This window comes from Bradyrhizobium macuxiense (assembly GCF_007993935.1).
Lineage (GTDB): Bacteria > Pseudomonadota > Alphaproteobacteria > Rhizobiales > Xanthobacteraceae > Bradyrhizobium > Bradyrhizobium macuxiense_A.
Genome location: NZ_VITY01000001.1, coordinates 166,509 through 185,176, shown reverse-complemented (window position 1 = coordinate 185,176; position 18,668 = coordinate 166,509). Strand labels below are relative to the sequence as shown.

At 65.0% G+C, this 18,668-nt stretch carries 20 protein-coding genes; 10 read left to right on the top strand and 10 right to left on the bottom strand.

The annotated features are described in order from the left end of the window. Nucleotides 1-71: 71 nt before the first annotated feature. The 3 genes from FBZ93_RS00900 to FBZ93_RS00890 all read right to left on the bottom strand — a co-directional run bounded on the left by FBZ93_RS00900 (nucleotide 72) and on the right by FBZ93_RS00890 (nucleotide 2,353). Nucleotides 72-380 carry a hypothetical protein gene (locus tag FBZ93_RS00900; protein ID WP_146984133.1) on the bottom strand — a complete coding sequence of 103 codons (309 nt, stop codon included), beginning with the start codon at nucleotides 378-380 and terminating at the stop codon, nucleotides 72-74. A 58-nt stretch (nucleotides 381-438) separates the two neighbouring features. After that, nucleotides 439-1,674 carry a lytic murein transglycosylase gene (locus FBZ93_RS00895; protein WP_146984132.1) on the bottom strand — a complete coding sequence of 412 codons (1,236 nt, stop codon included), beginning with the start codon at nucleotides 1,672-1,674 and terminating at the stop codon, nucleotides 439-441. A 112-nt stretch (nucleotides 1,675-1,786) separates the two neighbouring features. After that, entirely contained in the window at nucleotides 1,787-2,353 is a 567-nt protein-coding gene (locus FBZ93_RS00890) for a MarR family winged helix-turn-helix transcriptional regulator (protein WP_146984131.1), read from the bottom strand. Between the two features lie 83 nt (nucleotides 2,354-2,436). Here FBZ93_RS00890 and FBZ93_RS00885 point away from each other — a divergent pair, with 83 nt between their 5' ends. From FBZ93_RS00885 to FBZ93_RS00860, 6 genes are all read left to right on the top strand, one after another. After that, on the top strand, nucleotides 2,437-2,916 hold the full coding sequence (locus tag FBZ93_RS00885; protein ID WP_074129360.1) for a carboxymuconolactone decarboxylase family protein: 480 nt from the start codon (nucleotides 2,437-2,439) through the stop codon (nucleotides 2,914-2,916). Nucleotides 2,917-2,953: 37 nt separating this feature from the next. Further along, on the top strand, nucleotides 2,954-3,460 hold the full coding sequence (locus tag FBZ93_RS00880) for a cupin domain-containing protein (protein ID WP_146984130.1): 507 nt from the start codon (nucleotides 2,954-2,956) through the stop codon (nucleotides 3,458-3,460). Between the two features lie 179 nt (nucleotides 3,461-3,639). Beyond that, a complete protein-coding gene (locus tag FBZ93_RS00875; protein WP_146984129.1) occupies nucleotides 3,640-4,533 on the top strand; it encodes a dihydrodipicolinate synthase family protein in 894 nt (297 codons plus the stop codon). Nucleotides 4,534-4,616: 83 nt separating this feature from the next. Beyond that, nucleotides 4,617-5,039, top strand: a complete 423-nt coding sequence (locus tag FBZ93_RS00870) for a chorismate mutase (protein WP_208763943.1) — start codon at nucleotides 4,617-4,619, stop codon at nucleotides 5,037-5,039. Nucleotides 5,040-5,356: 317 nt separating this feature from the next. Next, the gene (locus tag FBZ93_RS00865) at nucleotides 5,357-5,749 is read left to right on the top strand and encodes a tautomerase family protein (RefSeq protein ID WP_146984128.1); all 393 of its coding nucleotides are present in this window, start codon (nucleotides 5,357-5,359) and stop codon (nucleotides 5,747-5,749) included. Between the two features lie 116 nt (nucleotides 5,750-5,865). Further along, the gene (locus FBZ93_RS00860) at nucleotides 5,866-6,870 is read left to right on the top strand and encodes a catalase family peroxidase (RefSeq protein ID WP_146984127.1); all 1,005 of its coding nucleotides are present in this window, start codon (nucleotides 5,866-5,868) and stop codon (nucleotides 6,868-6,870) included. A gap of 17 nt (nucleotides 6,871-6,887) precedes the next feature. Here FBZ93_RS00860 and FBZ93_RS00855 read toward each other — a convergent pair whose 3' ends face one another. The 3 genes from FBZ93_RS00855 to FBZ93_RS00845 all read right to left on the bottom strand — a co-directional run bounded on the left by FBZ93_RS00855 (nucleotide 6,888) and on the right by FBZ93_RS00845 (nucleotide 10,048). Continuing rightward, complete coding sequence (locus FBZ93_RS00855) at nucleotides 6,888-8,465, bottom strand: M23 family peptidase (RefSeq protein WP_146984126.1); 1,578 nt, start codon at nucleotides 8,463-8,465, stop codon at nucleotides 6,888-6,890. 157 nt (nucleotides 8,466-8,622) lie between these two features. Continuing rightward, on the bottom strand, nucleotides 8,623-9,189 hold the full coding sequence (efp, locus tag FBZ93_RS00850; RefSeq protein ID WP_106326324.1) for an elongation factor P: 567 nt from the start codon (nucleotides 9,187-9,189) through the stop codon (nucleotides 8,623-8,625). Nucleotides 9,190-9,352: 163 nt separating this feature from the next. Continuing rightward, nucleotides 9,353-10,048, bottom strand: a complete 696-nt coding sequence (locus FBZ93_RS00845) for a hypothetical protein (RefSeq protein WP_146984125.1) — start codon at nucleotides 10,046-10,048, stop codon at nucleotides 9,353-9,355. Between the two features lie 275 nt (nucleotides 10,049-10,323). On the opposite strand from FBZ93_RS00845, the gene epmA reads away from it, so the two are divergent. The 3 genes from epmA (at nucleotide 10,324) to FBZ93_RS00825 (ending at nucleotide 12,973) form a co-directional block, all read left to right on the top strand. Next, nucleotides 10,324-11,376 carry an EF-P lysine aminoacylase EpmA gene (gene epmA / locus FBZ93_RS00840; protein WP_146984124.1) on the top strand — a complete coding sequence of 351 codons (1,053 nt, stop codon included), beginning with the start codon at nucleotides 10,324-10,326 and terminating at the stop codon, nucleotides 11,374-11,376. Further along, nucleotides 11,373-12,464, top strand: a complete 1,092-nt coding sequence (locus FBZ93_RS00835; protein ID WP_146984123.1) for a lysine-2,3-aminomutase-like protein — start codon at nucleotides 11,373-11,375, stop codon at nucleotides 12,462-12,464. Before epmA ends, FBZ93_RS00835 begins: the two co-directional genes overlap by 4 nt. 242 nt (nucleotides 12,465-12,706) lie before the next feature. Continuing rightward, complete coding sequence (locus tag FBZ93_RS00825) at nucleotides 12,707-12,973, top strand: hypothetical protein (protein WP_146984122.1); 267 nt, start codon at nucleotides 12,707-12,709, stop codon at nucleotides 12,971-12,973. Between the two features lie 66 nt (nucleotides 12,974-13,039). On the opposite strand, the gene FBZ93_RS00820 is transcribed toward FBZ93_RS00825, so the two are convergent. The 3 genes from FBZ93_RS00820 to FBZ93_RS00810 all read right to left on the bottom strand — a co-directional run bounded on the left by FBZ93_RS00820 (nucleotide 13,040) and on the right by FBZ93_RS00810 (nucleotide 16,004). Then, complete coding sequence (locus FBZ93_RS00820; protein ID WP_146984117.1) at nucleotides 13,040-14,125, bottom strand: 3-deoxy-7-phosphoheptulonate synthase; 1,086 nt, start codon at nucleotides 14,123-14,125, stop codon at nucleotides 13,040-13,042. A gap of 236 nt (nucleotides 14,126-14,361) precedes the next feature. Beyond that, nucleotides 14,362-14,934 (bottom strand): HdeD family acid-resistance protein, encoded by a 573-nt coding sequence (locus FBZ93_RS00815; RefSeq protein ID WP_146984116.1) that lies wholly within the window; start codon nucleotides 14,932-14,934, stop codon nucleotides 14,362-14,364. Nucleotides 14,935-14,966: 32 nt separating this feature from the next. Beyond that, nucleotides 14,967-16,004 (bottom strand): PrsW family glutamic-type intramembrane protease, encoded by a 1,038-nt coding sequence (locus FBZ93_RS00810; protein WP_146984114.1) that lies wholly within the window; start codon nucleotides 16,002-16,004, stop codon nucleotides 14,967-14,969. A gap of 444 nt (nucleotides 16,005-16,448) precedes the next feature. Here FBZ93_RS00810 and FBZ93_RS00805 point away from each other — a divergent pair, with 444 nt between their 5' ends. Beyond that, nucleotides 16,449-17,354, top strand: coding sequence for a sulfite exporter TauE/SafE family protein (locus FBZ93_RS00805; protein WP_146984112.1), 906 nt, complete (start codon nucleotides 16,449-16,451; stop codon nucleotides 17,352-17,354). A 2-nt stretch (nucleotides 17,355-17,356) separates the two neighbouring features. On the opposite strand, the gene FBZ93_RS00800 is transcribed toward FBZ93_RS00805, so the two are convergent. Next, entirely contained in the window at nucleotides 17,357-18,589 is a 1,233-nt protein-coding gene (locus FBZ93_RS00800) for a Zn-dependent hydrolase (RefSeq protein ID WP_146984110.1), read from the bottom strand. Nucleotides 18,590-18,668: the final 79 nt, after the last annotated feature.

Sequence of the window (18,668 nt, the reverse complement as noted above, 5' to 3'; positions counted from 1 at the left end):
CGAATGAGCGGAGCGACATGCGGGAACGCTTTCCCGGGTATCGCTTTCGCTCAGCTGGGATAGGCAGATCGCTATAACGGCCGGCCAGCCGCTTTGCCGTTGCGCTCTCTCAGTCTATCGATCCACTCGCCGCTTAGACCGCGGAGCGCGTCTGCAATTGGCCAGCTAGGTGATGTCTCGATCACGTGAAGCAGCGACCAAGAAAGGCCAAAACAGTCGTCTGGCCCAAAGAGCCGTACCAACGCTCTTGCTTCATCATCTGTGATCGGTGTTTGCGCTTTGGCAAGCAAAGCATCCAGCTCTTGCAATATTGGCGCAGTCGCAACAATTGAACTCGGCAGTGGCCCGATTTGGACAAGGCGCTCGATGGCTGGCTGCATCAATGTTTCTCCCGTCATTTCCACCAGCTCGGAATATTCAGGCTCGCTGGACGATGACCTAGCCGCCTTGTCGCAACCGCGCCAGCACCTTGAGCCCGCCATAGCCATCGGCGGGCAGCAGGCCGGCTTTGATCTGAAAATCCTTGATCGCCTGCATGGTGTCGTTGCCGACGCGGCCGTCGGTGCCGCCGGTGTCGAAACCGGCCTTGGTCAGCCGCGTCTGCATCTCCTGCACTTCGGCGAGCGTCAGCGCGCGCTCCGAGCCCGGGAAAGGCTGGATGAAGGGTGGGCCGCCGAGACAACGGTCGCCGAGATGGCAGATCGCGAGCGCGTAGTTCATCGAGGGATTGTAGCTCTTCACCGAGTTGAAGTTCGGGCCGAGCAGGAACGCGGGACCGCCGGCGACCGGGATCCAGAGCTGCGCCGATGCGTTCGGCTGCGGAAACGGCTGGCCGTCGGCCCTGACGACGCCGGCGCTGGCCCAGGCTGCATAGGTGCGGCTGCCACTGGCGCCGCCGCTCGCCGCGCGGACCTCGTAGCCCCAATGCTCGCCGCGGTGCCACTTGCCGCGATTGACGAGATATTTTGCGGTCGAACCCAGCGCGTCGTCGGGCCGGCCGAACGGCGAGACCTTCCCGTCGCCGTCATAGTCGAAGCCGACATTGAGCCAGACTTCCGGCATCCACTGTGAATGCCCCATCGCGCCGGCCCACGAGCCGTTCATCTCCTGCGGCGTGCTCCAGCCGCGCTGCACGATCTTCATCGCGTTGATCAGCTCGGTCTCCCAATAGGCCTTGCGGCGCGGCTCGTTCCAGGCGAGCGCGGCGAGCGAGGGAAACACCGGCGTCATGTGGTTCTGCTGCACCAGCGGATCGCCATAGGCTGACTCAACGCCCCACAGCGCGAGCAGCGTGCCGCGCTCGACGCCGAAGTCGCGTTCGATCCTGGCGAACAGCGCCTCGTTCTTCTTCAGCGCCTCGCGGCCGTGGATGATGCGCCAGTCGGAGACCCGGCGGTTGATGTACTGCCAGATCTGCTCGTGGAATTCCGGCTGGTTGCGCATCTGCTTGAACACGCTCATGTCGGGCTCGACCCGCGCCATGCAGCGATTCCAGGTCGCCTCGGAGATGCCTTTTGCCAACGCGCGGGCGCGGAAATTGTCGCGCCACTGGTCGAAGCCCGCAGGTGCGGCGGCCAGCGCGGCGAACGGTGTGCCGAGCGTCACGCCCACCGCGAGCGCCGTCTTGAGGATGGCGCGGCGGGCAGGGGATTTCAAAGAATCAGGCTGTTTCATCGGGCCAGTCTAGCGGCGCCGATCGGGTGAGCCAAAAGCCACGCCGCCGCAGGAGACATTATTAGAGCATGACCTTGTCGGAAAACCGGTTCCCGCTTTTCCGGCTCATGCTCTAGCTATCCTGCAGATCTGTGGCGATTTTTGACAGCCATTGCCGGACCACCGCTTCCGACTTGGCATCGAGGCCGGCGGCGAGCCGGCGCTCCTGGGCCTGGGCGATGTGACGGCATTTCTCCAGCAGCGCGGTTCCATGGCTGGTCAGGGTCCACTGCAGCACCCGGCCGTGGACCGGATGCGGCGTCTTGCGGATCGCGCCGTCGCGTTCGAGGTTGCGGATGATCACGCTGACCGTCTGCGGCGTCAGCAGCGCCACCCGGGCCAGATCGGCGCCTGAGAGACCCGGATAGGCCTTCAGCATGGTCAGCACCACGAATTGCGGCGAGGTGACGCCGAGGCTCCCCAGCTGGCGCTCCATCGACAACCGTGAGGCCGCATGCGCCTGGCGCAGCAGATAGGCGAGATAGCCCTGTTCGCCGCGCTTGCCTTCGCCGGGCGGCGGGACGGCGGAGGCGGGCAGGGCGTCTGCTTCCGCCCCGATCGCGACCTTGCCCGGCGCCGCTTTTCCCGCCGGCCGCCGCTCGGCCATGCCGGATTTCCCTCGTTTCTGCATTGCCGCCATGTTGCCTTCGCGAATGTCTGTGTCTTGCTCAATATCAGAGCTCTGATAATGTGTCAGTACACTGATAACATGAGGCCAAGCCAATGTCACATGCCCGCAAGGAATATACCGACTTCGAGAAGCTCGCCCCCGATGTCTTCGCCGTCGTGCGTGACCTCGGCCAGTTCGCGGCGAAGGCCGGTCTCGACAAGCAGCTGCTCGAACTGGTCAAGCTGCGCGCCTCGCAGATTAATGGCTGCGCCTTCTGCGTGCAGTATCACATCCTGCAGGGCGAGAGCCTCGGCGTGCCCGTCGACAAGCTCAACCTCGTCGTGGTGTGGCGCGAGGTGCCGCAGTTCTCGGCGCGCGAGCGCGCCGCGCTGGCCTGGACCGAGGCGCTGACGACCTTGCCGAACGGCGTCAGCGACGAGGTCTATGCCGAGGCCACCGCCGAATTCTCTGAAAAAGAGCTGACCTACCTGACCTCGGCGATCGCTTCGATCAATGTCTGGAACCGGTTCGGCGCCGCCTATCGCTGGACGCCGCCGCCGCGCCGGCAGCGGGTCGCCGCTGCGGCGTCGTGAGACGATCTCAAGAGCAATCGACAGGGGAGAACGACCGATGACCTCGATGGCAATGACACCATCACTTGCATTCGTGCGGCCGCCGCGGCCGGTCTTGCTGGCCGCAATTGCGGGACTGGCTTCGGCCTTCGTGATCGGCAAGGCGCTGCCGACCCCGATGGATGCGATTTCCGCGGTGATCGCGCCGCTATGCGCCAGCGCGAATGCGGCGTCGCCGCTCGGCAAGGTCGAGGTCATCACCTCACATGCGTTGCCGAACGTGCCGGGCAAGCGCGTCACCGTGGTGCGCGTGTTCTACGGCCCCGGCGGCTTCACACCGCCGCATCGTCATTCCGGCTCGGTGACGGCCTACATCACCAAGGGCGAGATCCGCTCCCAGCTCGGCGGCGGGCCGGTCGAAACCTTCAAGGTCGGACAGTCCTTCTTCGAGCCGCCGGGCTCGACCCACATGGTCTCGGCCAATGCGAGCACCACGGAGCCGGCGGAGCTGATCGCAGTGTTCGTGGCGGACGAAGGCGCGCAGCTGACCACGATGCTCGAATAACCGCAGCCCGCGCCATTCCGCGGACCGCGGGATCCATCGAGCACTGGACCAGTTTGCTGCGAAGTCCGCAGCAAACTGGACCTTGCAAGCAATACTGCGCGCGGCGATTGATGGCGCGGCGGCAACGGCCGGAATGCGACTTCGCCGTTCGCGCGGCGGTTACTGAACAGGAGCAATCGATGGTCAATCTCAAGGGGCTTTCCGCCTTCCCGATCACGCCCTCGTCTCGAGATGGACAGGTCGATGCGGGCGCTCTCCGCGCATTGCTGGAGCCCTTGATCGCCGCGAAGGTGGATTCGATCGGGCTGCTCGGAAGCACCGGCTCATATCCGTATTTCAGCCGCGACGAGCGGCGGCGCGCGGTGCAGGCGGCTGCCGCCCTCGCGGATGGCAAGACGCCGATCCTGGTCGGCGTCGGCGCGCTGCGCACCGACGATGCGGTGCGGCTGGCGCAGGATGCGCGTGATGTCGGCGCGGCGGCCGGCCTGCTGGCGCCGGTGTCCTATACGCCGCTGACGGATGACGAGGTCTTCGAGCACTTCCAAACCGTGGCGCGTGAGAGCAAATTGCCGATCTGCATCTACGACAATCCGGGCACCACGCATTTCCGATTCACACCGGCGTTGATCGGTCGTTTGAGTCATGTGGAGGGGATTATTGCGGTGAAGAGTCCGGCGCTGGACGCCTCTGCCTTGGCGGGCCATGTCGCTGAATTGCGGGCCGTGGTGCCGGGCGGTTTCTCGCTGGGTTACAGCGCCGACTGGAATTGCACCGAGGCGCTGCTGGCGGGCGGCGAGACCTGGTACAGCGTTCTCGCAGGGATATTCCCCAAGGTCTGCCTCGATATCGTCCGCGCCGTGGCAAGTGGCGATGCCGCCAGGGCGCGGCAGCTTGATGCGCGTCTGCAGCCGGTCTGGCAGCTGCTCAAGACATTCTCGAGCCTGCGCGTCGTCTACGCGATCGCCAATCTCAGAGGGATATGCGCAGCCGAGCCGCCGCGTCCGATCTTGCCGCTGCCTCCGGACGCCCAGAAGAAAGTGGGTGAGGCGTTGGCCGCAATCGACATCGGTTGATCGCTCCAAGGCAGCTGGCTTCCATCGGCGCACAAAATCGGCATAACAATCGCCGGGTGTGCGCGCTGCCTGGGAGGCGTTCGATGCGATTGCCGGTGGTTCTGTTGACGATTCTGATTCCCGCCATGGCGTGGGCCGAGGAACCCGCAACCAATGCGCCGGCGCTGTGGGGCAGTCCCACCGTCGACAACGGCGCCTGCTGCAAGACGCTTGGCGAGGTGCGCAGCAACATCGATCGGCTCGACCGCGAGATCGTGCGCCTGATGGCCGAGCGCGGCCGCTACGTCCATGAGGCCGCCCGCTTCAAGGCCAACCCGGCGCAGGTCGAGGCGCCCGAGCGCGCCGAGGCCGTCGTGAAGAAGGCGATGGCGCTTGCGGAAGCGGACGGGCTGTCGCCCAAAGTTGCGGAAGCCGCCTACCGCGCGATGATACGCGCCTTCATCGACTACGAGCAGGGCGTCTTCGCTGCGGCTGCGGCACGCGGCGATGCCCCCTGGAAGAAATAGGCGGACGCGCCGGCCATCGGCTTGCTCACTTCGGCGCATCGACGAGACGTGATCTGGGATTCAGATCACTGCCATCTCAGATAATCATTATCCCTCCATCCGGCGGCATGCTTCAATGCGGCAAGTCGGAAGAGAGCGGTCCGGTTCGCCTGATGGGCTGAGCCGAGAGCCGCGATCACACATGACATTTCGAAACACTGAAACTGACGCGGATTGGATCAGCTCCACTCCGGCCGGTCCGCTATGCGGTGGCAACTGATCGCCGGCAGTTGCTCCGAAGCCTTAGTCCTCGGCAGATCGTGCAAGGAGCCATCAACATGCCGTTTCTGCGGTTTGATTTGATCGAGGGACGAAGCGATGCAGAGATCCAGCGGCTGCTCGATGTCACCCACGACGTGCTGGTCGAAACCCTCCATGTGCCGCAGCGCGATCGCTATCAGGTCGTGCATGTTCATCCGCGGTCACGCGTCGTCGCGCTCGACACCGGATTGGGCATTGGCCGGACGGATAGGCTGGTGATGCTGCAGCTGACCAGCCGTCCGCGCGACAAGGCGTTGAAGCTGGATTTCTATCGCGTGCTCGCCGAGCGGCTGTCGTCGGCCTGCGGGATTGCACCGAGCGACCTCGTCATCAACTTCGTGATCAATGACGATGAGGACTGGTCGTTCGGCATGGGGCGCGCACAGTTCATCACCGGCGAACTGAAGTAGCTCCGGACGCGGCGTTCCGGTCCGTTCGATCTTGCGTGTGTTTCGCTATGTGCTCGCCTCGTGGCAACGAAAGCCGCGAGACGGCGATCTCGTTTCATTTGCTCTGGAGTCTGATCATGCCTCGCAATTTGCCGCTCTTCATGCTTGCGATTTCGCTCGGGTTCGCGGGGGCCGCCGGCGCCCAGACGCCGTCCGGAGCGCCGGCTGCCCAGACGTCAACGCCGGAGCAACTGGTCGATGCCTTGAACGGCGTGTTCGGCAAGCATCCGGGTGCGCGCGCGGTCCATGCCAAGGGCATTGTGCTGGAGGGCACGTTCACGCCGGGGGCGCAAGCATCGGGCGTCAGCAAGGCGCCGCATCTGCAGGGTACGGCAGTGCCTGTAACGGTGCGCTTCTCGGACTTCGCCGGGATTCCTGACATTCCCGACAATCACGAACTGGCCAGTCCGCGCGGCTTCGCGATCAAGTTCAGGCTGCCTGACGGCAGCGACAGCGACATCGTCGCCCACTCGTTCAACGGCTTTCCGTCACCCACCGCGGACGACTTTCACGACTTGCTGGTTGCGTTGGGAAGCCGTGGTGCCAACGCGGCCAAGCCGACGCCGCTCGACACATATCTGGCGGCGCACCCTGTCGCGAAGGCGTTCCTGACCGCGCCGAAGCCGCCGCCGGAGAGCTATGGCACGCTGCCTTATTTTGGCGTCAACACGTTCAAGTTCGTCAACGGCGCCGGCAAGGTCACTTACGGCCGCTATCAGTTCCAGCCGGTGGCGGGCGCGCACTTCCTGAGCGGTGCGGAGGCGGCCAAGCGAGCGGCTGACTATCTGAGCACGGAAATCCGGGCGCGGGTCGCGCAAGCGCCGGTCAGTTTCAGGATGCTGCTCCAGGTCGCGGCCGCCGAGGACAAGCTCGACGATCCGTCAATTGCCTGGCCGGACACCCGCCAGACTGTCGAACTCGGGACGATTTCGATCACGAAAGCTGTCCAGGACAGCGACGCCGCCCAGCGCCAGTTGCTGTTCCTGCCGAATGCGCTTCCGGCCGGCATCGAGGTGCAGGATCCGATGATCGATGCGCGGTCGGCCGCGTATCCGGTCTCCTACGGCCGCCGGCAACAGTAGCCGTCGCCGTTCTCGCGCTAATTGCCGCCACCTTCCTGGGTGTCGATGCGACGCACGACGTCGTCGGGCAGGGCATGCGCCACGGCGGCCGCAGGCCCGGGCTCCGGTCCGATCTCGCGGCCGCGGCCTCGGATCAGCCGTTCATAGGCCGACACCAGCGTGGTGTAGGGGTTGACCCAGAGCCAGCCGTCGCGCGTGAACACCTGCACGTCGAAATGCAGATGCCGCGACGTGCCGTTGGGATGGTCGAGATAGTTCGACACCACGCCGATCTTCTCGCCCTCGCTGAGGCGCCGTCCGTTGAGCAGGCCGTCGGCATCCATCACCGACGGGTTCATGTGCATGTAGCGGAAGCGAACGTGCTCGGTGCGGGTGTTGACCTGCAATGTCACGGCCTGCTGCTGCGCCGAGCGGATCACGATGCTGTCGCGCACCGCGACGACAGCCTGCTGCCTGGGGTCGCAACCGTCCTTGCCGTCGGCCGGACACGCGCCGGGCCTGATGTCCTGGCCCTGATGGCCGAAGCCGCTGGCGCATTGGCCGACCTCGAAACTGCGCGCCTCGCAGAAATTGTCCTGCCAGGGATACTCGTCGACCCGACCGCGCTTCGGGAAGGACTGCGAATGTGCGAAGGCCGGCGCCTTCGCGAGCGGAAAGCGGATCTGCGAATAGACGACGAAGTCGGCGTGGCCGCCTTGCTGCCTGCGGCCGCCGCTGCCCGCGATGATGTCGCCGCTCGGGCGGTAGGTGAAATCGGCCGACTGCGTGATCGGCCGCTCGGAGATGTCGGAGGCGGTGTCGCTGCGCGGCCGTGACGGCTGGCCACCGGCGACGCGCAACGCCTTCAGGAAGCGCTCGGCGACCGGGTAGGCCTCGCGGCACGCCAGCCGCTTCGGCCGCGGTGCACTATCGAGGCATTGGATCGAGACGACATACGGGATCCCGAAGCGGGTGAAAGCGTAACGGACATAGCCCTCGCGGATGAAGCGGCGCAGGTCCGGAAACTGTGCGGCCAGCGTCTTGACCGGTTCGCCCTTGCCGCCGAGCCGGTCGGCGAGGTCGTAGACCAGGATCGAGCCCGAGATCTGCACCTCGACCGGTTTTGCAAACGTTCGCGGCGGCATGCCGTCGCCAGTGCCGGGGTCCAGCGAGAACACCGCGTCGTAGCCGGACGCGCCGGCATGGAAGGCGTCGGCAGCGCGGAAATCGGCCTGGTAGCGTGCGACCGGCAGGCCGTCCGCTGTGCCGCCTTGCCGTGCATCGAGATAGCTTGCGGGGTCGAACGGCAGCAGCACTGGGATCGGGCTCTGCGCAATGCCGGGGAAGAGCGGCGATGTCACCGCGTTCAGCTGCACCAGCGCGGGCATTGCGCGCGGATCGGTGGCCGGGACGCGGCGCTGTCCGGCGAATGTGAAGCTGGTGGCGATGGCCGGGCGGGTGGCGATCTCTTGCCGGAGTTGGTCGAGCACGGCGCGCCATTCGACCCGCATGGCCGAGATCGAAGGCGTTCGGAATTCGTCGGCATGGGCGCCGGGGAGAGGCAAGAGCAGGACTGCCAGCCAGCAACTGACGAAGCTGACAATCTTCCTGTTCACTGCACCCCCCGGGTCATGCCTGATCGCGAGAGATTTTAGAGCAAGTTCCGGAAAAGTGTGTAGCAGTTTTCCGCAAAGTTTGAGCTTAAACAACAACCTGATGCACAGCGATAGTTCATGACGAACGTCACCGCGCGTTGCCGCTCAATTCTTTCGCTCAGTCCTTGGCGCGTTCAACGTAGGAACCGTCCTCGGTCATGACAACGATGCGGGTGCCGGTGGAGACATGCGGCGGCACGCCGGTGCGGATGCCGTTCGACAGCACGGCCGGCTTGTACGACGACGAGGCGGTCTGGCCCTTGGTCACGGGCTCGGTCTCCACCACTTCCAGCGTCACACGCTGCGGCAGCTGGATCGCGACCGGATTGCCATCGTGCATCGACAGCTTCACGGTCATGTTCTCCTGCAAATACGGCGCAGACGAACCGACGATCTCCTTGGAGACCTGGACCTGGTCGTAATTGTCGTTGTTCATGAAGTGGAAGCCGTCGCCGTCTTCATAGAGGTAGTTGTAGTTGTGGTCCTCAACGGTGGCCTTCTCGACCTGGTCGGTGGTCTTGTAGCGCTCCGAGACCTTCACGCCGTCGCCGATGCGGCGCATTTCGATCTGGCTGACCGGGGTGCCCTTGCCGGGATGAATGTTTTCGGCGGACAAGACCACATAGAGCTTGCCGTCCTGCTCGATGACGTTGCCCTTGCGGATGGAACTGGCGATGACTTTCAAAGGTGTTTTCCTGAATTTGAGAATCGGGGGCGCAAACCGGACCGGCAGCCCCTCGGCCGTGGCGGCGATTTCGGGCTGCAACATACTGATTTGTCCCTGAGATGCCAGTCTTTTGCGGCCCAATTCGGCAGTTTGCCAACCGTTCCGCCGGTGCCGTCAGGCGCTATTTTCGGGCCGGATCGGGCGTTTTCCGTGCGTTCTGGTTGTGCTCGGCGAAGCTCTCGGGGACCGAGAATGTGCCGGTCGTCAAGTCGTAGAGGCAGCGCCAGTCCTCGACCCAGGGAAACGGCGTTTCCTCGCCCTGGATGTCGAACGACAGGCCGAGGACCAGATAGCGGTTGTCGGGCCAATGCTGGCCGAGCCAGGCATAGTTGTCCTCGAGCCCCTTGATCAGGCCGACCCGCATATGGTCGAGCGAATAGGGATCGTCGGGATCGTGCCGAACGCCCGTGGCGGCCGGCTGGGTGAAGAAAAAGTCCCAGGCGGCATCGCCGAGCGCCTTTGCGGTTGCCGGTGCGAACCGGTCGCCGTTGCGCTTGTAGAGGTAGAGGGTGTGAGTGCCGGAGCCGATCTTCTGCATTCGCACCAGCCACTGGCTGTCCGGGCTGAAGCGGAAGCCGGCCTGATATCCGGCCTGATCGGTGGTTTCGCCCGCGTTCAGGAGAACGGCGTGCTTGTGCGAGGGGTCGAAGGTCCAGAACTGAAACAGCAGGCCATCGTCGCCCATGTCGCGCACATATTGCTCGAGCCGAACCTTGCCGTCCGGTGAGGTGAACGTGGGTGCATCGGCGACGCGCTTGAACTGCTTTCCCGGGCCGTCGGCGTTGGCCGGCACGAGCAGGGCCAGCCCAAGCAGCAATGTGCATCCAGCGGTTTGCAATCGGCGGAACATGGCTTGATCCGTTCCAGTTGAACTGGGTGTGGGACGCTGGACCACCCGTTCAGGTTCAGCCGAGGCTGCGCATGGACAATGCCGGCATCTTTCGACAAGAAGGGATCAGCTCCGCCAAGTGGCGCGGAGGCCAAGGCCGTGTGGATCATGTATCTTTTTGGAATCAGGCATTTGCAGTCGAATCTTAAGTGGAGGCGGCGGCTTGTTGATGTTGAATCCGCAGCCGCCGGGGCGGCCGGCCGATGACCGCACATGATCAGCCCTCGCCCTGGTGGACGCCGCAGCGCTACGCCGATCGCAGGCCGTTCCTGCAGGCGCGGACTGCGATCACGCGCGCGCTCCGGGCCTGGTTCGAGGAGCAGGGATTTACCGAGGTCGAGACCGCCATCCTGCAGATCTCGCCCGGCAACGAGACGCATCTGCACGCCCCGCGGACCGCGCTCAGGCAGGCCGATGGCTCGCAGGCAACGCGCTATCTGCGTACCTCTCCGGAATTCGCCTGCAAGAAGCTGCTCGCCGCCGGCGAGCCGAATATCTACGAGTTCGCGCGGGTGTTCCGCGATCGCGAGCGCGGCGACCTGCATCTGCCTGAATTCACCATGCTGGAATGGTACCGCGCCAATGCCGGCTATGACGCCATCATGGCCGACACCATCGTCGTGATCGCCCATGCGGCGCAGGCGACCGGGATCGGGCGGTTTTCATTCCGCGGCAGGATGGCCGATCCCTTTGCGGAGCCTGAGCTGCTCACCGTCGCGAGCGGCTTCGAGCGCTTCGCCGGCATCGACCTGCTGGCGACGATCTCGGGCGGCGAAGGCGACCGCGAGGCGCTGGCGTCAGCCGCGCGCGAGCGGGTGCGGATCGCCGATGACGACACCTGGTCGGACATTTTCAGCAAGGTGCTGGTCGAGCATGTCGAGCCCAATCTGGGTCAGGGCCGCCTGACGGTGCTGTTCGAATACCCGTCGCCGGAGGCCGCGCTGGCGCGCACCAAGGCGGGCGAGCCACGCGTCGCCGAGCGCTTCGAGGTCTATGCCTGCGGGGTCGAGCTCGCCAACGGCTTTGGCGAGTTGACCGATGCGGCCGAGCAGCGCCATCGTTTTACCGCAGCGATGGACGAGAAGGCCCGCCGTTACGGCGAGCGTTATCCGCTCGACGACGATTTCCTTGCCGCGGTCGGCCAGATGCCGGAAGCCAGCGGCGTCGCGCTCGGCTTCGACCGGCTGGTGATGCTGGCGAGCGGCGCGCCACGAATTGATCAGGTGGTCTGGATGCCGCCTGCAGGAGAGCCATGAACAGGATCGATCCGAAACTGGCGGCGACGCTGCGCCAGCCGCGCGAGCTGATCGATGCCGGCCTCGCGCCGGTCGACGCGCTTGCCGAGCTCGAACAGGTGGCGGCGCGTTACGCCGTTGCGGTGACGCCGGAGCTCGTCGCGCTGATCGATCCGGCCGATCCAGCCGACCCGATCGCGCGGCAGTTCATCCCGAGCGCCGACGAACTCGTGGAGCAGCCCGGCGAGAACGCCGATCCGATCGGCGACGATGCGCATTCGCCGGTCTCAGGCATCGTGCATCGCTATCCCGACCGGGTCCTGTTCAAGCTGGTCCATGTCTGCGCGGTCTATTGCCGGTTCTGTTTCCGGCGCGAAATGGTCGGGCCGGGAAAGGCCTCGGCGTTGTCGGACGACGCCTACCGCGCGGGGCTCGATTACATCAGGAGCCATCCGGAGATCTGGGAGGTCATCCTGACCGGCGGCGATCCCTTGATGCTGTCGCCGCGCCGGCTGACCGAAATCATGGCCGATCTCGCCGGCATCGATCATGTGAAGATCATCCGCCTCCACACCCGTGTTCCGATCGCCGATCCCGGACGCATCAGTCCCGAGATGATCGCGGCGCTGCGGGTCGAGGGGGCTGCGACCTGGATTGCCATCCATGCCAACCATCCGCGCGAATTGGGCGCCAATGCCCGCGCGGCGTGTGCTCGGCTTGCCGACGCCGGCATTCCCTTGGTGAGCCAGTCGGTCTTGCTGCGCGGCGTCAACGACGATGCTGCGACGCTCACGGCGCTGATGCGCGCCTTCGTCGAGTGCCGGATCAAGCCCTATTACCTGCACCACGGCGACCTTGCGCCCGGCACCGCGCATTTGCGCACCACAATTGAAGCCGGGCAGGAGTTGATGCGGGCGCTGCGCGGGCGCGTCTCCGGACTGTGCCAGCCGAACTATGTGCTCGACATCCCCGGCGGCTACGGCAAGGCGCCGATCGGACCGACCTATTTGTCGCAGCCGGTTTCCCGGGATCGTGAAGATTCCGTGGAACGGCGGTACCGTATCGTCGATTATTGCGGGGACGTTCATACTTATCCGCCGCAATCGTGAGCCGGCGGTGGGCGGGGCCGGGGACGGACGGCAGGAGCCGTCCGAGGACGAGGGCAACCGCAGCATCGAAAATGCTGTGACGTTGGGCTTCTTTGTGGTGCTGGTCGCCGCCGGAATCTGGCTCCTCGGCACCATGGCCGATATACGGAAGGTTCAGGATTGCACAGCGCAGGGACGACGCAACTGTGCTAGCGTCGAGGTGCCGGAACGGGCGCAATAGGGTTGAGAAGCGGAGAGGCGAGATGCGGAAGACTGTTTTGTTGATGGCTCTGATGATTGTTGCGGTCGGAGCGCCCCAGCTTGGAACGTCCCTGGCCTTGGCGCAGCAACAGGGCGGATCGTCCTCGATGCAGAAGAATTCGGGGGTGCCGGAAGCGCCGGTCGGACATCGTCAGCCGCGCCGCGGCGACGTTGGCAGCGAAAAGAACATCAGCGATCCGAACAGCCAGGCCAACAAGGAAGACGCTGCGCTCGACAAGAAGATCAAGAGCATCTGCCGCGGCTGCTAGGCCACGGAAGAGACCGGCGGAGCGCGATATCAGCCCCGCCGGCAACGCTCAATTCGTTCGGCAGCGTCAGGCCGAGCGCTCCTCTAGGCCGTCACGCCGCACGCTGCGTCTTGCGTCGACGGCATCGGCGAGCTGCTTCAACACGTCAGCCGTCGTCGCAAGGTCGATGCAGCCGTCGGTGATGCTCTGGCCGTAGGTCAGCGGCTTGCCCGGCACGACGTCCTGGCGTCCCGCGACAAGGTTGCTCTCGATCATCACGCCGATGATGCGCTGTTCACCGCTCGCGACCTGCTTTGCGATGTCGGCGGCAACCGCCGGCTGGTTCTCCGGCTTCTTGCTGCTGTTGGCGTGGCTGGTGTCGATCATCAGCCGCGCTGCGACCCCGGCGCGGCCGAGCTCGGCGGCGGCGGCATCGACACTCGCTGCATCATAGTTCGGCACCCGCCCGCCACGCAGGATGACGTGGCAGTCCTCGTTACCGCTGGTCGCGGCGATCGCCGAGCGGCCGCCCTTAGTGACCGCCATGAAATGATGGGGGTGCGACGCCGACTTCACCGCATCCGCCGCGATCCGCACGCCACCGTCGGTGCTGTTCTTGAAGCCGACCGGGCAGGACAGGCCAGACGCCAGCTCGCGATGGATCTGGCTCTCGGTGGTGCGGGCGCCGATCGCAGCCCACGAGACCAGATCGGCGATGTATTGCGGCGTCGTCATGTCGAGGAATTCGGTGCCGGCCGGCAAGCCGAGATTGTTCACGGCCGACAGCACGTTGCGGGCGAGCCGCAGCCCCTTGTTGATGTCGAAGCTGTTGTCGAGATCGGGATCGTTGATCAACCCCTTCCAGCCGACGGTGGTGCGCGGCTTCTCGAAATAGACCCGCATCACGATCTCGAGGCGGTCGGCGAGCTGTTCGCGCAGGCCGGCGAGACGCTCGGCGTAATCGACGGCCGCCGCGGGATCGTGGATGGAGCAGGGGCCGACGACGACCAGCAGGCGGTCATCGGTGCCATTGAGGATGGCGTGGATGGCGTTGCGGGCGCCCATCACGACGCGGGTCGCCGTCAGGGTGCGCGGGACCTCCCGCATCACCTCTTCGGGCGTACTCAGTTCCTTCAGTTCCTTGATGCGAAGATCGTCTGTCGTACTCAACACGGCTGGCTCCTTTGGATTTTTCGGGACCTGCCGGCACAAAAAAGCCGCCAGGCCTGGCGGCTTGTTTTGGACGTTTGCTGCAATTCTTCAGATTGAGCGCGATCCTCCTGCCGCCAGCGAGCTGTCGTAGCTAAAGTACCAAAAATAGCTGGTGGCTGATGTGATCATGGGGCGGCTCTATAGCCCAGGGATTTGGGGCTGTCACCCCCCAAATACAAGCCCGCCGCGGTTCGCCGTCAGGTGTTGCGCGCCGCCAACGCCATCCCGATCAGGGTCGCCCCGCCGAACATCAGGTTGAGACCGACCAGGAGGCCGATCGCCCATCCCGCCGATTCCGGCAGGCCCGCGATGATGAAGAAGGCGACCAAGATATCCATCAGGCCGGCGATCAGCAGCCAGGACCAGCGTCCTGACAATTCGCGGCGGTGCTCCAGCGCGTACATGACGGTGGCGACACCCTCGGCGACGAAATAGGCGCCGATGACGATGGTCAGCGTCAACACGCCCTGCATCGGCCGCGCCAGCAGCACCATGCCGGCAAGCACGGCGAGCGCCGCCGAGATCAGCGACCACCAGAAGCCCGGCATGTTGCGCGCCCAGAACGTCACGATCAGCCCGCCGATGCCGGAGATCAGAAACATCCAGCCAAGGAAGATGGTGACGGCGAGGCTCGCGAATGTCGGCACGATCATCGCCGCAATGCCGAGGATCACGAGCAGAATGCCCTCGAACAGGAAGGCTTTCCAATGCGCCTTGACCGCGGCCTGCATCTCCGATCGCAGCTTGTTGAGGTCGTTGGACAGGGTCATCGCGGTTCTCCAGATCTGCCCGCGTGCGTATCCTAGCTCTGGCCTGGCGCGGACGGAAAGCCCTCCGAGGCGGTCCGCATCCGGTTGCGGCCGAGGAAGTAAACGGCGGTGGTCGCGATCAGCAACGCGAGGCCAATCAGGATCGAGGTGAAGCCGATCGGGATCAGGATGAACGAGGCGTTGCGCTCGGGATTGACATACCAGTGGTGCAGCGAGGTGAGCAGGAAGGAGACGCCGGCAAAGCCGGTGCCGCCGCCGATCAGCAGCAGCGCCCACATCCGTCGCAGCTGGCTCAGCCGCTCGCGCGCGACGTCAGTGCGCGGGGCATGATGCTTGCCGAGGCGGTGCACCAGGCGGACTGCGAACCCGATCGAGGAGAAGCCGATCAGCACGCTGGCCGAACCGAGCAGCAGGTGCGCGGTCGAGCTGAGATCGGGGATGCGCTGGAGTGCGAGCAGCGGAAAATCAAACGCCGCATGCAGCAGGACCGGCGCGACCAGCACCAGTGTCCAGTTAGTGATGCGGGCCCAGTCGCGATGACCGCGGTAGGCGCCGAGCGCGCCGCCCGAGCGCGCGATCGCAAGATAGGCGCCGGCGATGATGCCGAGCGCGCCGTGGAACGGCACGGTGAGCACGCTGCGTAACGCCGCGAGCGCGCGCCACATGTCCTTGTGCTGGACCAGATAGGCGAGGTTCTCATAGGCGGCGAAGCCGAGGCCGGCAGCCGCGCCATACACCACGGTATCCATCGGATCGGCGAAGGCACGGCGCCGCGTCGAGATGGCAACGATCACGAGGACCTTGACGATCTCCTCCGGCGCCGCGACGCCGAACAACGCCCGCACCGCCTGCGTCGCCCAGGGATTGTCGGGAATGGCCAGCAGCGCATTGAAGGGAATGCGGGCCAGGCCCAGCAGCGAGATGCTGGCCGCGCCGAGCACGAAGGCGAGCCATACCTGCACCGGCGGTCCGGGGCGCTCGTCGGCGGCAATCACCAGCCACAGCACCAGCAGTGCGGGTGCGATGGCAGCGGCGCCAATCACGGTCGGAAGCGACTCGAGCAACAACATGAGCCGAACGGGCCCCTTCAATGGCACCACAGCGATGCGTTTTGAAGAAATGGCAGCAAGTTCAGCGGATTGCAAATGGACGATTGCCGGAATCGGTTCGGCTGGCGCTGTTCTCGTGTCCAATATGCCACGGCGCCTGCGAAAGCGCGGCCGAACCCTACCGGTACGGGCCTCGATCAGATCAGGGGAGAAGCGCTGCCGGACGGTTCCTGATGGCGGAAGGGCGCCCCGGCACCGCCGCCTGCGCCATGCCGGCATCACCGATCCACAAATTGCGGTGAACTTCCGCGGGCGTGGCGTCTGCCTCTTCGCTGGGCGAATGGAGTGTGCGCTGTCGCGGCGAGCACGGGCTGCTTCGCAAGGCCCGTCGCAAGTTTCGGGCACCGCGTTCCCTTCGTTGGGTTATAATACAGCGGGCAGTGACTGATCCGGTAAAAGCCAGAGATGCCTTCGATTGATTCTGCTGTGATCGTTCTTGCCGTAAGCGCCCTGTTTGCGGCCTTTGTAAACGGTGCGTTGGGGTACGGGTTCTCGTCGCTCACCGTGCCGGTCGCGCTCGTGTTTTACACCAATCGCGTTCTCAATCCCGCGATTGTCATCGTCGAAGTCTTCGTCAACCTTTACGTTCTTTGCATCAACCTGAGCGGCGTCCCGGCCGTGTGGCGACGCATATTGCCGATCCTCATCGGCATGCTGCCCGGCATCGCGGTCGGAGCCTTTGCCCTGACGTCGCTTCAGCCCGGATGGACCAAGTTCGCCACCTACTCGATTATCCTGCCGCTGATCCTGCTGCAGGCGGCCGGTTGGCGGAAGCCGATCCAATCGAAATGGCTGGTCGGTTTGCCCTTTGGAACGACGCTCGGCGTCCTGTATTCGGTCACGACCATTTCGGGACCGCCGCTTGCGATCCTCTTCAACAATCAGGGCCTCGTGAAAGATGAGTTTCGGGCCGGTCTCGCTCTTGTCCGGGTGACGGAGTCCAGCCTGACCGCGATCGCGTACTACAAGCTCGGTCTGTTCATCGAGGAGAGCCGGAGCATCTTGTTCGTGCTCGTTCCCTGCGTCGTCGTCGGCATACCGCTTGGTGCCTGGCTGATCCGGCGGCTGGATGCCGAGACGTTTCGCCGGATCTGCATGAGCTTTGATGCGTGGGTCGTGGGATTTGGCCTGTCACGCGTGCTGATCGAAGTGAAGCTGATGGAAAGCCCATGGGCCTATGGCGTCATGGCCGCCACGATCCTGGTCGACGTCTGCCTGCTGTACGTCTTCTTCACCGCGAGGAGAGGGGCGGTACAGAGTTCGCACGCGCTGGCTTCACTGAGATCCGGCAACAGGAGCGGTCCGACCTGATCCTAGCCGGCCAGCAGTCGCCGGCAGGTTTCGACAAACACCTCGGCGCCCGTGACGATGTCGGCGTCGTCGGTATTCTCGCTCCAGTGATGGCTGATGCCGCCGATCGACGGCACGAACAGCATCGCAGCCGGCATGAGGGTGGCGAGGACCTGGGCGTCGTGGCCGGCGCCGCTCGGCATGCGGATTGATTTGCCTGCGGCGCAGGTCGCGCTCGCGGCCTCGATCGCGTCCTGGAACGCAGGCGTCATCATCGCGGGCACGCCGGTGCGGATGCGCTCGACGCTGACGCCGCAGCGGCCGTGAGCGGTGGCCTCGCCCGCCATCCGATGCAACTGCGCCTCGAGACGTGCGATCACCTCGGGATTGTCGTCGCGGATCTGGAACAGCATCTCGGCGCCACCGGGGATGATGCTCGGTGCGCCGGGGTCGAGCGTGATGCGGCCGGTGGTCCAGACCGTACGCGGTCCGCAGAGGGCAGGGAAGCTGTCGTCGATCGCGACGCAGAACCGCGCCAGCGCCAGGCCCGCATCGCGGCGCACTGCCATCCGTGTGGTGCCGGCATGGTTCTGCTCGCCGGTGAAATTGATGCGATACTGCCAGATGCCGACGATGGAGGTGACGACGCCGATCTTGAGCCCGCTGCTTTCCAGCGTGTCGCCTTGCTCGATATGCGCTTCGAGATAGCCGATATGGCGGCCAGGCTCGGCGTTGAGGCGCGCGCGGCCGGCAAAGCCTGCATCGCGCAATGCCTGTCGCATGGTGCGGTCGCTGGAGCGGTCGCGCGCCGCATCGATATCGGCTTCGGTCACGGCGCCGGCAAAGGAGCGGCTGCCGAGGAAACTGCCGAAATGACCTTCCTCGTCGCACCATGCGGCGACCTCGACCGCGCCGTTGATGCCGGGATCGGCGTTGATGACGCGCGCGGCCTCCAGCGCATAGACGACGCCGAGCGGCCCATCGAGCCAGCCTGCATGGTTCTGGCTTTCGAGATGCGAGCCTGCGAGCAGCTTCGGTCCTGCCTTCGCGCTGGCGCCGAACACGTTGCCGATGCCATCGATCGTCGCGACAAGACCGGCGTCGGGCAGGCGCGCCGCGAGCCAGTCGAGCGAGCGCAGATGCGGTTCCGAGAATGTCGGCTTGTGCACGCCGGTCTTGTAGGCGCCGATCGCGCGCAGCGCATTGAGATCGGCGAGCACGCGCTTGCCATCGAAGCGACCGTTGATGCCTGACATGATTGGACTCCGGATTTGCGTCTCTGATTTGCGGCTCGATTTGCTGTTCGGCGCCGCAATCCCGTCTTGATGCCGTCGC

Bases quoted from the DNA above. Each gene is read 5' to 3' on its own strand.
- FBZ93_RS00900 (WP_146984133.1), bottom strand. From the start codon at position 380: ATGCAGCCAGCCATCGAGCGCCTTGTCCAAATCGGGCCACTGCCGAGT.
- FBZ93_RS00895 (WP_146984132.1), bottom strand. From the start codon at position 1,674: ATGAAACAGCCTGATTCTTTGAAATCCCCTGCCCGCCGCGCCATCCTC.
- FBZ93_RS00890 (WP_146984131.1), bottom strand. From the start codon at position 2,353: ATGGCGGCAATGCAGAAACGAGGGAAATCCGGCATGGCCGAGCGGCGG.
- FBZ93_RS00885 (WP_074129360.1), top strand. From the start codon at position 2,437: ATGTCACATGCCCGCAAGGAATATACCGACTTCGAGAAGCTCGCCCCC.
- FBZ93_RS00880 (WP_146984130.1), top strand. From the start codon at position 2,954: ATGACCTCGATGGCAATGACACCATCACTTGCATTCGTGCGGCCGCCG.
- FBZ93_RS00875 (WP_146984129.1), top strand. From the start codon at position 3,640: ATGGTCAATCTCAAGGGGCTTTCCGCCTTCCCGATCACGCCCTCGTCT.
- FBZ93_RS00870 (WP_208763943.1), top strand. From the start codon at position 4,617: ATGCGATTGCCGGTGGTTCTGTTGACGATTCTGATTCCCGCCATGGCG.
- FBZ93_RS00865 (WP_146984128.1), top strand. From the start codon at position 5,357: ATGCCGTTTCTGCGGTTTGATTTGATCGAGGGACGAAGCGATGCAGAG.
- FBZ93_RS00860 (WP_146984127.1), top strand. From the start codon at position 5,866: ATGCCTCGCAATTTGCCGCTCTTCATGCTTGCGATTTCGCTCGGGTTC.
- epmA (WP_146984124.1), top strand. From the start codon at position 10,324: ATGACCGCACATGATCAGCCCTCGCCCTGGTGGACGCCGCAGCGCTAC.
- FBZ93_RS00835 (WP_146984123.1), top strand. From the start codon at position 11,373: ATGAACAGGATCGATCCGAAACTGGCGGCGACGCTGCGCCAGCCGCGC.
- FBZ93_RS00825 (WP_146984122.1), top strand. From the start codon at position 12,707: ATGCGGAAGACTGTTTTGTTGATGGCTCTGATGATTGTTGCGGTCGGA.
- FBZ93_RS00815 (WP_146984116.1), bottom strand. From the start codon at position 14,934: ATGACCCTGTCCAACGACCTCAACAAGCTGCGATCGGAGATGCAGGCC.
- FBZ93_RS00810 (WP_146984114.1), bottom strand. From the start codon at position 16,004: ATGTTGTTGCTCGAGTCGCTTCCGACCGTGATTGGCGCCGCTGCCATC.
- FBZ93_RS00805 (WP_146984112.1), top strand. From the start codon at position 16,449: ATGCCTTCGATTGATTCTGCTGTGATCGTTCTTGCCGTAAGCGCCCTG.
- FBZ93_RS00800 (WP_146984110.1), bottom strand. From the start codon at position 18,589: ATGTCAGGCATCAACGGTCGCTTCGATGGCAAGCGCGTGCTCGCCGAT.